The following is a 14190-nucleotide window of genomic DNA, read 5'->3' as shown; positions in this document are numbered from 1 at the left end:
CCCGATTGGTAGACGTATGGGAGGCGGCCACGTGGACGCTGGGCTCAAGCGCGAGCTGGAGGAGAAGGTCCGGTCCGGGGAGCGGCTGACCCGCGAGGACGGCATCGCCCTGTACGCGTCGGACGACCTCGCGTGGCTCGGCGGCCTCGCCCACGAGGTGCGCACCCGCAAGAACGGTGACGTGGTCCACTTCAACGTGAACCGGCACCTCAACATGACGAACGTGTGCACGGCGTCGTGCGCGTACTGCTCGTTCCAGCGGAAGCCGGGCGAGAAGGACGCGTACACCATGCGCATCGAGGAGGCCGTCCGCCTCGCCAAGACGATGGAGCGCGAGAACCTCACCGAGCTGCACATCGTCAACGGGCTCCACCCCAACCTGCCGTGGCGCTACTACCCGCGGTCCCTGCGCGAGCTGAAGAAGGCGCTGCCGGACGTCTCGCTGAAGGCGTTCACGGCGACGGAGATCCACCACTTCGAGACGATCTCCGGCCTGACGGCGTCGGAGATCCTCGACGAGCTGATCGACGCCGGTCTGGAGTCGCTGACCGGCGGCGGCGCGGAGATCTTCGACTGGGAGGTGCGGCAGCACATCGTCGACCACCGCACCCACTGGGAGGACTGGTCGCGCATCCACAGGCTGGCGCACGAGAAGGGTCTGAAGACCCCGTGCACCATGCTGTACGGCCACATCGAGGAGCCCCGCCACCGCGTGGACCACGTGCTGCGGCTGCGTGAGCTCCAGGACGAGACCGGCGGCTTCCAGGTCTTCATCCCGCTGCGCTACCAGCACGACTTCGTGGACATGCAGGACGGCAAGGTCCGCAACCGCCTCCAGGCCCGTACGACGATGGCGACGGGCGCCGAGGCCCTGAAGACCTTCGCGGTGTCGCGGCTGCTGTTCGACAACGTCCCGCACGTCAAGGTCTTCTGGGTGATGCACGGCGTCCAGACCGCCCAGCTCGCCCTCCAGCACGGCGCGGACGACATGGACGGCTCGGTCGTCGAGTACAAGATCACGCACGACGCGGACAACTACGGCACGCCGAACAAGCTGACCCGCGACGACCTGCTGGAACTCATCCGCGACGCGGGCTTCCGGCCGGTGGAGCGCAACACCCGCTACGAGATCATCCGCGAGTACCCGGGCCCGGACGCCGACCGCCGCGAGTCGCCGCAGCCGATGCGCGTGTGACGCCGTGGGTTCGTCGTGCCCCGGCGTGACGCCCGCCCCCGGCGGGGTACCCGGGGCGCATGGCCACCAAGAGCGCGGCAGCCTCGCCGGAGGAGGCGTACTCGGCGACGCCGTTCGTCCCGGAGCGCGGCGGCCTGAGCGCCGTACGGAAGGCCGCGGCCGGCTGCCGCGGCTGCCCGCTGCACGAAGCCGCCACGCAGACCGTCTTCGGCGAGGGAAACCCGCACGCCGGCGTTCTCCTCATCGGTGAACAGCCCGGCGACCAGGAGGACCGGCAGGGCAAGCCCTTCGTCGGCCCGGCCGGCCGCGTCCTGAACCGGGCGCTGGAGGAGGCCGGGATCGACCCGGACGACACGTACATCACCAACGCCGTCAAGCACTTCAAGTTCACCTACGTCCCCGAGCGCGGCAAGCGCCGCATCCACAAGGCGCCGAGCCTGCGCGAGATGACCGCCTGCAAGCCCTGGCTCGACGCCGAGGTGCGGCTCGTCGACCCGGACATCCTCGTCACGCTCGGCGCCACCGCCGGCAAGGCGCTGCTCGGCTCGTCGTTCCGGGTCACGAAGCAGCGCGGGATCCTCCTCCCGTACGAGGAGCGCGGCGAGTGCCTCGTGGCCACCATCCACCCCTCGGCCGTCCTGCGCGCCGACGGCGACGCCGACCGCGAGGAGGTTTACGCGGGCCTGGTGTCCGACCTGCGGATCGCCGCGCGGGCGCTCGGCTGAGCCGCACTATCGTCGGGGGCATGCCGCTCAGCTTCGTACTCGACCCGCCCGTCGACCGGCACCTCCGGGACGGTGTCCTCAGCCTGTGGACGGACGTCACCAACGCCGGCGGCGCCGTCGGCTTCGTCCCGCCCGTGACCCCCGACGACATCCGCCCCCAGTGGGTGCAGCACCTCGCCGCGCTGAACGACGGCCGGATGCGGCTGCTGGCCGGGTACGACGAGGACGGCGCCGTCGCCGCGACCTCCTTCATCGCCTTCAACAGCCACCGCCTGATGACCCACTGGGTGTGGCTGTACACCGTCATGGTGCACCCGCGGCACCAGGGCAAGGGGTACGGCCGCGAGCTGCTCGCCGCCACCGAGAAGGCCGTCACGGGCCTGCCCGGCATCGAGGCGATACGCCTGACCTGCCGCGGCGGCGCGGGCCTGGAGCGGTTCTACGCGTCATGCGGCTACCAGGAAGTCGGCCGCGTCCCCGGCGGCATCCGGATCGCGGAGGGCGACGACCGGGACGACGTTTTCATGCTGCTGCCGCTCTGCTCGGCCGCCTGAAGTGATCCATTCGCCGCGTGCTTCACTAGTCGGACAGGAACGACCGCAGTACGGAGAAGGAAGAAGGCCCGCAGTGTCCGCCACCACCAGGTCGAGCGCCGCTCTCAAGTACACGCTCATGCGCTTCGGCGTCTTCGCCGGCTGTTTCGTCGTCCTGTACGCGCTGGTGTACTTCGGTGTGATCCCGCGCGGCCTCGGCGACTCCAACGTGCTGTGGGTGCTGCTGCTGTCCATCGTCGTGTCGGCGCCGCTCAGCTTCGTGCTGCTGCGCAGGCAGCGCGACGCGATGTCGGAGCAGATCGTGGCGAAGGTCGGCAGCGCCAAGGCGCGCCTTGAGGCCAACCGCTCCCAGGAGGACGCCGTATAAGGTTCGTCACACCGTACGGACGCCTCACGCACCCCAGGCCTGGAACGCTCGTTCCGACCTGGGGTGTTGTGTTTCCCAGGCGATACGGCATGCCCACCCCCTCAAAGAATGGCTTTGAGGTCCTCAAAGTTCAGGTGTTAACGTTCCCGGCATGAAGACCGCAGTGCGCCCCCGTCACGGAGCCGCGAGCACCCCGCTCGCGCTCGTCGCGCGCCTGCACGTCGACCTCTGCCGATGCATGTCCGCGGTCTGTTGCCGCGCGGTCTGAGGGCCTGAGGCCCGTACCCCCGACCCGACCCGGCATCCTGCCGCGGCGCCGCCCCTCGCGCGGGCGCCGCACCCCGTCCCCGTACCGCCCCCTCGCGCACTTCTGGAGTGTGTCCGTGTCCGCGCGCCCCCTGGCCGCCCTGGCCAAGATCCCCTTCTGGGTCCAGATAGCCGCCGGTCTCGCCCTCGGTGTGATCCTCGGCTGGATCACCCGCAGCAACGACGTCCAGTGGCTCCACACCACGCTCGACCAGGTCGGCCACATCTTCGTCCAGCTCCTGAAGCTGGCCGTGGCCCCGCTCGTCTTCTTCGCGATCCTGGTGTCCATCACCAACCTGCGGAAGGTCAACAACGCCGCACGGCTGGCCACCCGCACCCTGCTCTGGTTCATGATCACGTCGCTGATCGCGGTGAGCATCGGCCTGGTCATCGGCCTCCTCACCAACCCGGGCGCCGGTACCGGCCTCACCCCGAAGGACGGCAAGAAGCCCGAGAACGCCGGCTCCTGGCTGGACTTCCTGACCGGCATCATCCCGACGGACGTCATCACGCCGTTCACCGAGCTGAACGTCCTGCAGATCGTGTTCATGGCCGCCGTCGCCGGTGTCGCCGCGCTGAAGCTGGGCGACAAGGCCCAGCCGATCCTGACCCTGAGCCAGGCCGTGCTCGACCTGCTCCAGAAGGCCCTGTGGTGGGTCATCCGCCTCGCCCCGATCGGCACCGTCGGCCTCATCGGCTACGCCATCGCCGAGTACGGCTGGGACCTCATCGGCAAGTACGCCACGTTCACGGCCGACGTCTACATCGGCTGCGCGCTCGTGATCTTCGGTGTGTACCCGCTGCTCCTGGCGACGGTCGCCAAGGTGAACCCGCTGCAGTTCTTCAAGGGCGCGTGGCCGGCGATCCAGCTCGCCTTCGTCTCCCGCTCCTCCGTCGGCACCATGCCGGTGACGGTCCGGGTCACCGAGCGCCTCGGCGTGCCGAAGGAGTACACGAGCTTCGCGGTGCCGTTCGGCGCGACGACGAAGATGGACGGATGCGCCGCGATCTACCCGGCGCTCGCCGCGATCTTCATCGCGCAGATCTTCGATGTGCAGCTTGGCATCAAGGAGTACGTCCTGATCGCCTTCGTCTCGGTGATCGGCTCGGCGGCGACGGCGGGTCTGACGGGCGCCACGGTCATGCTGACCCTGACCCTGTCCACGCTGGGCCTGCCCCTGGAGGGCGTCGGACTCCTCATGGCCATCGACCCGGTCCTCGACATGATGCGCACCGCCACCAACGTGGCCGGGCAGGCGCTGGTCCCCGTGATCGTCGCCGCGCGCGAGAAGATCCTCGACCTCGACGCGTACAACACGGCGTCGGCCTCGCCGGTCGACGGACCGGACGCCCTGGACGCCCTGGAGGCGGCGGAGGCGGCGGAGGCCGAGCAGAAGGTCTCGCCACCGCCGGTGGCCGTCTGACGCTCAGCCGGTACCAGCAGCACTCTCTGTGCCCCCTGTCGCCCGTCCGGCGGCAGGGGGCACAGGCGTTCGTGTGCCGTGGCGTCAGCCGATGGCGGTGTGGCCGGCCCAGGTGGTGCCGAGGGTTTCCTTGATCACCCAGAAGGAGCCGGCGTGCACGAGGCCCGTGGCGTTGCCGGGGTGGACGTAGACGTCGCCGTTGGCGTACATCGTCCAGACCTCCGGCAGACCGTCGCCCGTGACGTCCGGGGTGCCCGTGACGACGGGCGCCGCGGCGCGGGTCCGGACCGTCGAGCCGCCGTACGTGTCGAGCTGGCCGGCGGACGCGGTCTTCGTGGCGAGCGAGCCGAAGTCGAGACCGCCCGACGCCGCGTTCCTGCCGTAGCGGAGGTGGAGCTGTCCGCTCGCGTTGACGCGGTAGACGAGGTCGGGCGCCGTGTCGCCGGCGATGTGGCCGACCTGGACCAGGTCGCGGTCCGTCCAGTCCTCGCCGCTGAGCTTGGTCGCCTTGGCGAAGCTGACCCCGGTGTAGCCGGTGAACGCCCACAGGTCGCCGCCCGCGAGGGCGAGCAGGTCCGGGCGGCCGTCGCCCGTCACGTCGCCGACCGCCAGGATCTGCCGCAGCGAGCCCGGCGCGGGCGCCCCGGAGGGCAGCAGCACCTCGACGCGCCTGCTGACGTCGAAGCCGCTGTAGCCGTCACCGGGATACACGTACAGCTTCCCGTCGGGCATCCGCGCCACCAGGTCCTGGATGCCGTCTCCGGGCAGCCAGTCGCCGTTGTGGGTGATCAGCGCGCCGGACCAGTAGCCGGACGCGACCACCGCGGGCTCGCCCTGCTCGGTCGTGTAGGCGGCCGGGATCCAGTGGTGGAGACGGTCGATGCCCGGCGGCTTGGCGTAGAAGCGCAGTTCCCCGTCCGGCGTGATCGTGTACACGTCCGGGACGGCGTCGCCGGTGACGTCCATGGGGCTGTCCATGACGGGCGCCGGCTTGACGTTGAAGAGGTACTTGCTGACCGGCGAGTAGTTGCCGGTCTTGTCGACGGCACGGACGAACAGCGCGTTCGGGCCGGCGTGCGGCGGCTTGAGCGCGTCGGTGACGGCCTGGCCGCCCGTCGTCGTCCCCGCCGCCTTGCTCATGTTGAACGCGGTGTTGAAGCTGTACTCGTACCGCGCGATGTCGGTCGCGCCGGGCACGGAGAACGAGAACGTACCGGTCGCGCCGAACGCCTCCGCGGACCAGACCGCCCCGTCGAGATCGGCGGGCGGGAACGCCGTGGACTCGACGGTGGGGCTGCTGGGCGCGGAGTGGTCGACGGTGAAGCGGCACTGGGCGGTGGTGCCGGCCGGGCCCCAGGCGGACATCTCGCCGTCGTGGTCGATGGTGCGGGCGGTCCAGATGTAGGTCTTGCCGCTGGTGAACATCGACCAGGGGTAGAGCTGCGAGGTGGCCTTGCCGCTGGTGTCGGGCGTGAGGTTCTGGTTGATGACCGGGGCGGCGGGGTTGTCGGCGGGGTAGGCGTACACGTTGATGTACTTCAGGTTCGCGACACCGTCCGGGTCCGACCCGGTGACGGTGATGGTGATGTCCTGCTTCCCGATGCCCGGGTACGGCGACGTGGTGTCGCAGGTGGTGCCCGGCGACGTCTTCATGTTGAGGGCGACGGGCTCGTTCGGCGGGGCGTTGTAGACGACCTCGATGTACGGCGCGTTCTCACCGTTCGCGAGGAACTTCTTCCAGGCGTTGGTGTCGCTCTCGTTGGCGGCGCGTAGCCCGAGGGTCATCGTCGACCACTTGTTGGTGGACGCCTCCTGGGCCGCGGACCTGATGTCCATGGCGACCCACTTGTCGGGACAGTCGGTGGTGTTGTAGCCGTGCCCGTTCGTCTGGCTGCCCAGCGATTTGATCCAGGCGGGCTGGTTGTTCCACGTGCTGGAGCTGGAGATCGGCCCGGTCAGGTAGAGGTTGTACTGCCGGGACTCGCACCCCCAGGAGTACGTCTGCAGGCCGCGGAACACCGCGGACTTGACCTTCTTGCCGTGCAGCGCGCTGCCGTACTCGAACGTGAACACCGAGCGGGAGAGACCGCCCGAGTCCGACTCGTAGCCCACGCGGGCCTCGTCCGCGCCGTCGTTGAAGTTCTGACCGTTCCAGAAGCTGGCCGTCGAGTGCTTCTTGTAGAGGACGGTCCAGTTCAGCTTGCGCCCCTTGAAGGACGGGTCGATGAAGACCGGGTAGACGGTGTCGGCGTCGGTCAGCAGCTTCTGGTCGACGGCGACGTCGAGCGTCCCGCTGTCCTGGGAGAGCGACGCGTCGAGCACCGCGTCGTGCGTACCCGGCTGCGGGCCGGCGAGCCCGGGGAGCGCGAGGGACGTGTCGCGCACCGCGGGCGCCGGGCTCGCGGCCGGCTCGCCGACGGTGGCCCGCACGGTCCCGGCGGAGTCCCACATGTACGGCGTGGGTGCGGCGGCGATCTCCTCGCCGGCGCTGTCGCGGGCGCTCAGGGCCTTCGACTTCGGGTCGAGGACGAACGTGAGGCTGGGGGAGGTCATGCGGTACGGGAGCCGCGCGAGGACCGGGTCATGCGCGGCGTCGCGGTTCTTGACGATCAGAACGTGCGAGTAGCCGCCGTCGCGAGCGGTCATGAGCAGGTCGATGCCGGGGCGCACCTCCTCGTACAGCGCGCGCGGCCCGTCGACGACGGGGGCCGGGAGCGGCCCGGGCCAGCTCACGTCGATGTCGTGACCGGCGATGGTGAGCCGTACCAGCCGGCTCCAGGTGCCGGCGTCGTCGGATGGGCCGGTGGTGAGGGCGGCGCGTACGACGGCGCGCGAGGCACGCGAGGCGCGGGTGGGCGACGTGGGCTGCGTACCGGCGCTGAACAGCAGCGTGCCGTTGACCGCCTTGGGGGCGTAGCCGCCGTCCACTCGCTGGAGGGTGGTGTCGACGGGCTTCCACTCGCCGCCGGCCATGGCGCGGATGGTGTCGCTGTACGTGCGCGTGCGCAGGAGCCCGTCCGGCTGCGCCCAGGTCGTGGAGTTGGCGGTGTGCCGCGCGGTGACCTCGACGTCCTTACCGGTACGGCGCGCCTCGCGCATCGCCTTGTCGGCGGTTAGGGGCCCGTCGTCCGGGGCCTTCGCCTCCGTATGCGGGGCGGGCGCGGGCGCGGGGTCCGACGTGAGGTGCACACCGACGGGGACGGCGAGGGCGACCGCCAGGAGGGCGGCGACGGCGGTGTACCGACGGCGCTTGCGCGATCGCTTCAATTCCCTTGCGGGTACGGACTGTTCAGTGCCGAGCAATCCGGAACCCGTCTTGTCCGCAGCGTTCCCCGCAGCCTTCGAGGCGTCCATGACTTCCTTTCCCCCCGCGGGCGCCTGGATGCTGAGCGGCCCTCGGAATTTCTGCTGCACGCAGATGTGTGCCAGCAGAGCATGAACCACTTTCACGGTTTCGTCACCCGCCACCGCAGTCTCGGGCGTGAGGGAACCGCCGGCGGTGACGAACGCGTCCCACGGGTGGCGAGCTTGCGACTCATGCGCTTCCAGGCCCTGCCTCTTAGTGGCAAAGGTGTCATCCCCAGGCGAAACGGAAGAGCCTGTCGAGCGCTTTGGGTGAATCACGCAGTAATTGCCGATGTCCTGCCTCTTGGCGGTCATGCGGAAGCCGCTGCCCCCTGATCAGCCGTCAATTCCCCTTCCCACCGGAATCGCATAGCTCATCCCGTGATTGATGTCACACATTCGTGAGCCTTGTGGATATTGGGTTCACGCCACCTGCACAATCGGCGCGCTATTTATCGTTTTCCCTGCCGCCCTGTACTTCCGGTGCGCAGTGGAAGTGGGGGGTCTCATGTCCTCGTCCGTTTCTGGGCGCCCTTTCCGCCTGCCCGGAAAGCTCAACTGGCTTATGGAGGCGCGGAGTCCGGGGTCGGCGCGACGCTCCGGAGCGGCGTCCCGGCGCCGCGCCCGCAGCCGTGCCCGCAGCCTCGGCGTGACGCTCTCCGCCGTGCTCGCGGCGACGCTGCTCCCGGCCGAGGCATGGGCCATCGCGCCCCCGGCGCCCCGGACAGGACCGACGCTCCTGGACCTCCAGCAGGAGGACCCGGCCGACCCGGACCAGCTGAAGATCGACGAGCTGAGCAGCTGGTCAAGCGGCCCCGTCGAGCCCCCCATCGACTACAACCCCACCGACACCACGCCCCCGGCCGGCGGCACCGCCCCCGTCACCCTCGACGGCGCGGGCGAGGAACTCGTCCCCGTCACCGGTCTTCCCATCGCCATCGGCCAGGCGTCCCCCACCGAGGCCGAACCCAACCCGCCCGCCCCCAGCGGCACCTGGGACATCACGGTCGAACCCCGCACCAGCACCGAGGCCGTCGACGTCGACGGCGCGGTCATCAAGGTCACCCCGCCCGAGACCGGTTCCACGCCCGTCGACATCGAGCTCGACTACGGCCAGTTCGAGGACCTCTTCGGCAACGAGTGGTCGACCCGTCTCAAGCTGACCCAGCTCCCCGAGTGCTTCCTCACCACCCCCGAGCTGGAGGAGTGCGCCACCCCGGTCGACGTGCCCAGCACCAACGACCCGTCCACGGACAAGGTCCGCGCCACCATCGACCCGGCCGCGAGCCAGACCCAGGGCCTCACCACGCAGGCGGGCGGCGGCCCCGTCGTCCTGGCCGCCACGGACTCGGCGTCCGGCGCGGGCGGCACGTACAAGGCGACCCCGCTCTCCGCGACGGGCACCTGGACAGCGGGCGGCAGTGGCGGCGGCTTCTCCTGGTCGTACCCCCTCACCGTGCCGGAGCCGGCAGCAGGCCCGGCGCCGAAGATCTCCCTCTCCTACTCCTCCCAGTCGGTCGACGGCCGCACGGCCGTCTCCAACGGCCAGGCCTCCTGGATCGGCGACGGCTGGGACTACCACCCCGGCTTCGTCGAACGCCGCTACCGCTCCTGCAACGACGACCGCGACGGCACGCCCAACAACGACAACAGCACGGACAAGAAGAAGTCCGACCTGTGCTGGGCCACCGACAGCATCGTCATGTCGCTGGGAGGCTCCTCCACCGAACTCGTCCACGACGACACGACCGGCAAGTGGGTCGCCCAGAACGACACCGGCGCCCGGATCGAGTACAAGGCGGCGGACGGCAGCACGAAGGCCGCCCAGACCGGCGCGTACGACGGCGAGCACTGGGTCGTCACGACCCGCGACGGCACGAAGTACTGGTTCGGCCGCAACGCCCTCCCCGGCCGCACCGCCACCACGAACTCGGCCCTGACCGTCCCGGTCGTCGGCAACCACACCGGCGAGCCCTGCCACGCCGCCACCTACGCGGCGTCGTTCTGCACGCAGGCCTGGCGCTGGAACCTCGACTACGTCGAGGACGTCCACGGCAACGCGATGATCGTCGACTGGAAGAAGGAGACGAACCGCTACGCCAAGAACGAGAAGTTCAAGCAGGCCGTCACCTACGACCGTGCGGGCTACCCCACGCAGATCCTCTACGGCCTGCGCTCCGACAACCTGACGGGCGTCCCGGCCGGCAAGGTCCTCTTCAGGGTCGCGCAGCGCTGCATCGTCGACAGCACCACCACATGCTCGGACACCGAGTTCGAGTCCAAGAACTACGCGGACAAGCAGCCCTGGTGGGACACCCCCTCCACGCTCCACTGCACGGTGGGCGCGGAGAACTGCTACATCACGTCTCCGACGTTCTGGAGCCGGATCCGTCTGACGGCGATCGAGACGCTCGGCCAGCGCACCCCCGGCACCACCAGCATGTCGTGGGTCGACCGCTGGACGCTGAAGCAGTCGTTCCCGAAGCAGCGCACCGACACGCACCCGCCGCTGTGGCTGGAGTCCATCACCCGCACCGGCTTCGGCCAGGCCGGTGCCTCGGGCGGCCAGCCCAGCAAGGCCGTCCCGCCGGTCACGTTCCTGGCGAACGCCGTCGACATGCCGAACCGCGTGGCGACGAGCAGCACGGACCAGACTCCGGACTTCGACCGCCTCCGCGTGGAGAAGATCCGCACGGAGACGGGCGGCGAGATCCACGTCGACTACTCCGCCCCGTGCCCTGTGGGCGGCACGCACCCCGCCCCGGCGTCGAACACGACCCGCTGCTTCCCGGTGCACTGGTCGGCGGACCCGGAGGCGTTCACGGACGAGAACCTCGCCAAGACCGGCTACACGCCGCCGGTGGAGTGGTTCAACAAGTACGTCGTCGAGCGCGTGACGGAGAAGGACACGGCCGCCCGCCAGCCCGACGTCATCACCACGTACACGTACGAGGACGGCGCCGCCTGGGCCAAAAACACGGACGAGTTCACGAAGCCGGCCCTGCGCACGTACGACCAGTGGCGCGGCTACGCGAGCGTGCTCACCAAGAAGGGCACCACGAGCGCCGACCCCACCGCCACGGACGCCACCGAACAGTCCCAGACCCGCACCCGCTACTTCCGCGGCATGTCGGGTGACGCCGGCCGCGCCACGATCACGGTCAAGGACTCGACGGGCACGGAGACGCTGGGCGAGGACGTTCTTCCCTTCCAGGGGTTGGTCGCCGAGAGCATCACGTACAGCAAGGCAGGCGGCAGCGTCGTCTCGCGTGAGCTGGCATGGCCCTACAGCAAGGTCATCGCCTCGCGGTCCCGTACGGGCCTTCCGGCTTTGGAGGCTTACCGCACCGGCACCGTGCGCACGGACAGCATCCAGACCATCAGCGGCGGCAGAACTCGGACAGCCCGGGGTCTTACGACCTACGAGGAAAACCACGGTCTCCCGGTTCAGACGCACACGCTCAGCCTCACTCCGAACGACGCGGGCGGTGTCACGACCGGCGATCAGCAGTGCACCACTACCTCGTACGTTCACAACACCGCTACGCATGTGATCGGCCTGCCCGCGCGCGTTCGCACGACCGTTGGGACGTGCGCGCAAGCGGGAACCGCGACTGGCACTCAGGTCATCTCCGACACCCGCACGTCGTACGACGCACTCGCCGCTTTCGGCACGGCTCCGGTCAAGGGACTGCCGTTCCAAGTGGACACCGTCGACGGCGAGGGGACCGGGTGGGTCACGTCGCAGCGCACGACGTACGACGCGCTCGGCCGGGCCACGAAGATCACCGATGCGCGGAACAACTCCACCACCACGGTCTACAGCCCGACCACGGGGCCGGCTTTCCAGGTCACTGCAACGAACGCGGCAGGCCACGCCTCCACCTCCGTGATGGATCCGGCACGCAGCGCGGTCCTGTCGGTAACAGATGCGAACCTCCGGAAGACGACCACCGACTACGACGAGCTGGGACGCATCATCGCGGTCTGGACCCCATCCCGTACGCAGGGCACCGACACACCATCGGTGCGCTTCGAGTACCAGATCGAGGACCAGAAGGTGCCCGCGGTGCGGACCCGCACTTTGAGGGACAACGGCACCTACGAGGACTCCGTCGCCATCTACGACGGGCTGCTCCGTCTGCGCCAGATGCAGGCTGAGGCCCTGGGCGGTGGCCGCATCGTGACGGACTCCCTCTACAACTCCAGCGGCACCGTGCGGCAGTCCAACAACGGCTACCTCGCCGAGGGTGAGCCTGAGGCGGAGCTGTTCTTTCCGGAGTCCGTTTTCCAGGTGCCCAATTCGACGGAAGTCGCCTACGACGGCCTCGGCCGCCCGGTCAAGACGACGACACTGTATGAGGACGTGCCTCAGGACTCGGCGACGAGGCGCTATGAAGGCGACTGGACGCTGACCCGCATGGGCATGTCGACCGACGGTCTGACTCCGCTGTCGGGCAGCCAAGCCACGAAGATCTGGACGGACACACTGGGGCGTACGTCCCGTATCCAGCGCTTCACGGCAACTGACTTGACGACGAGCATTGACACTACGTACGTCTACGACCCTCGTGGAAACCTGGCCCAGGTCGCCGACGCCAAGGACAACAGGTGGACGTACACCTATGACGTACGCGGGCGTCTGACAGCTTCCACCGACCCCGACATGGGAGCGGCCTACTTCGGCTACAACGAGCTCGACCAGCAGGTCTGGTCCCGTGACGCCCAGGACCGCGCCCAGTACACGACCTACGACGTGCTGGGACGATCGACGGAACTGCGCGAGGACTCGTCGACCGGTCCGTTGGTCGCGAAGTGGACCTATGACACGCTGCCCGGTGCCAAGGGCCAGCCGGTGGCGTCGACGCGCTACAACGATGGTGCCGCCTACACGAACGAGGTCACGGGCTACGACGTCGAGTACCGCCCGACTGGCGCCAAGGTCACGATTCCAAGCACGCCGGCTACAACGGGCCTCGCCGGCACGTACGCGTACACCTACGCGTACACGCAGACGGGCAGGCTCCAGTCGACCGGCCTCCCGGCCACACCTGGTGGCTTGGCGGCGGAGAAGGTCATCACGCGCTACGACGGCGAGGGCTCCCCGACCACGACGTCCGGCCTGCTCTGGTACACGGCCGAAGTGGTTCTCAGCCCGTTCGGGGAGGTCCTGCGCACCGCGTCGGGCGAGGCGCCGCGACGGGTGTGGACGACGAACATCTACGACGAGAACACGGGTCGCATCAACCTGTCCGTCACTGACCGCCAGACGGCCAACCCGACACGGATCTCGGCGCTGACGTACGCCTACGACACGGTCGGCAACATCACGTCCATCACGGACACGCAGTCATCTTCCAAGATCGATCACCAGTGCTTCTCCTACGACCCGATGGGCCGCCTGGCGCACGCCTGGACGGCGAACAGCGCCACGTGCCCGAAGTCCTCGGCCGCACAGGGAGCGGGCCCGCTCCGCAGCGACCTGTCTACGGGCATCACCGGAGCCGGCTACGGCTACTGGCAGTCGTACGAGTTCGACGAGATCGGCAACCGGACGCGGATGACGGTCCACGACCTGACCGACCCGGCGCTGGACGACGTCCACACCTACACGTACGGCAAGGCCCCGGGGGTCCAGCCGCACACCCTTACCCAGGTGGACTCCGTGGTGAAGGAAGGGACCACAACGGTCACTCCTCAGTCCAAGTACACCTACGACGGGTCCGGCAACACGACGCAGCGCGTCCTGAACGGCGACACCCAGGCGCTGAACTGGGACCGCCGCAACAAGCTGACGTCGGTCGACGCGAACAACGACGGCACGCCGGACGTGAAGTACCTGTACGACGCGGGCGGCAACCGCCTGTTGGAGGACGACGGCACGACGCGCACGCTGTACCTGGGCGAGGCGGAGATCGTCGTCAACACGTCGGGCCAGGCCCTGGACGCCCGCCGCTACTACACCCACCCGGGCGCACCGACGACGGTGCGCTCGACGGGCGGCAAGACGACGGACCACAAGATCACGGTCCTTCAGGCGGACCACCACAACACGGCGACGAACGCGATCGAGCAGACGGCCGGCCAGGCCATCATCCGCCGCAAGTTCGACCCGTACGGCACCCCGCGCGGCACGGAGCCGGCCAACTGGGCCGACCGCCGCACGTTCCTCGGCACCGGCATCGACGACCCGGCCACCGGCCTCACCCACATCGGCGCCCGCGAATACGACGCATCGACCGGCCGCTTCATCTCAGCCGACCCGATCATCGAC

7 protein-coding genes are annotated in these 14190 nt (G+C 69.2%); 6 read left to right on the top strand and 1 reads right to left on the bottom strand.

The annotated features are described in order from the left end of the window. The first annotated feature begins 31 nt into the window (after positions 1-31). The 5 genes from mqnE (at position 32) to HTZ82_RS28475 (ending at position 4571) form a co-directional block, all read left to right on the top strand. Positions 32-1195: an aminofutalosine synthase MqnE gene (gene mqnE, locus HTZ82_RS28495; protein ID WP_175412261.1), complete on the top strand. Its 1164-nt coding sequence runs from the start codon at positions 32-34 to the stop codon at positions 1193-1195. 59 nt (positions 1196-1254) lie between these two features. Further along, the gene (locus tag HTZ82_RS28490) at positions 1255-1920 is read left to right on the top strand and encodes a UdgX family uracil-DNA binding protein (RefSeq protein ID WP_175412260.1); all 666 of its coding nucleotides are present in this window, start codon (positions 1255-1257) and stop codon (positions 1918-1920) included. A gap of 20 nt (positions 1921-1940) precedes the next feature. Then, positions 1941-2474, top strand: a complete 534-nt coding sequence (locus HTZ82_RS28485) for a GNAT family N-acetyltransferase (protein WP_175412259.1) — start codon at positions 1941-1943, stop codon at positions 2472-2474. Positions 2475-2547: 73 nt separating this feature from the next. Further along, positions 2548-2841 carry a DUF4229 domain-containing protein gene (locus tag HTZ82_RS28480; RefSeq protein WP_309235744.1) on the top strand — a complete coding sequence of 98 codons (294 nt, stop codon included), beginning with the start codon at positions 2548-2550 and terminating at the stop codon, positions 2839-2841. A gap of 377 nt (positions 2842-3218) precedes the next feature. Further along, positions 3219-4571, top strand: coding sequence for a dicarboxylate/amino acid:cation symporter (locus HTZ82_RS28475; RefSeq protein ID WP_175412258.1), 1353 nt, complete (start codon positions 3219-3221; stop codon positions 4569-4571). 84 nt (positions 4572-4655) lie between these two features. On the opposite strand, the gene HTZ82_RS28470 is transcribed toward HTZ82_RS28475, so the two are convergent. Further along, a complete protein-coding gene (locus tag HTZ82_RS28470) occupies positions 4656-7838 on the bottom strand; it encodes a DNRLRE domain-containing protein (protein ID WP_175412257.1) in 3183 nt (1060 codons plus the stop codon). 727 nt (positions 7839-8565) lie between these two features. Between HTZ82_RS28470 and HTZ82_RS28465 the strand changes: the two genes are divergently transcribed. Continuing rightward, a partial coding sequence (locus tag HTZ82_RS28465) for a hypothetical protein (RefSeq protein ID WP_309235742.1) occupies positions 8566-14190 on the top strand: 5625 nt, incomplete at its 3' end.

It is taken from the genome of Streptomyces sp. TRM64462 (genome assembly GCF_013362995.1).
Classification (GTDB): Bacteria; Actinomycetota; Actinomycetes; order Streptomycetales; family Streptomycetaceae; genus Streptomyces.
The sequence above is the reverse complement of the archived record's forward strand: the minus strand, read 5'-3'. Positions and strand labels throughout refer to the sequence as shown.

Coding starts and splice junctions, on each gene's coding strand:
- HTZ82_RS28485 (WP_175412259.1), top strand. CDS start 1,941: ATGCCGCTCAGCTTCGTACTCGACCCGCCCGTCGACCGGCACCTCCGG.
- HTZ82_RS28490 (WP_175412260.1), top strand. CDS start 1,255: ATGGCCACCAAGAGCGCGGCAGCCTCGCCGGAGGAGGCGTACTCGGCG.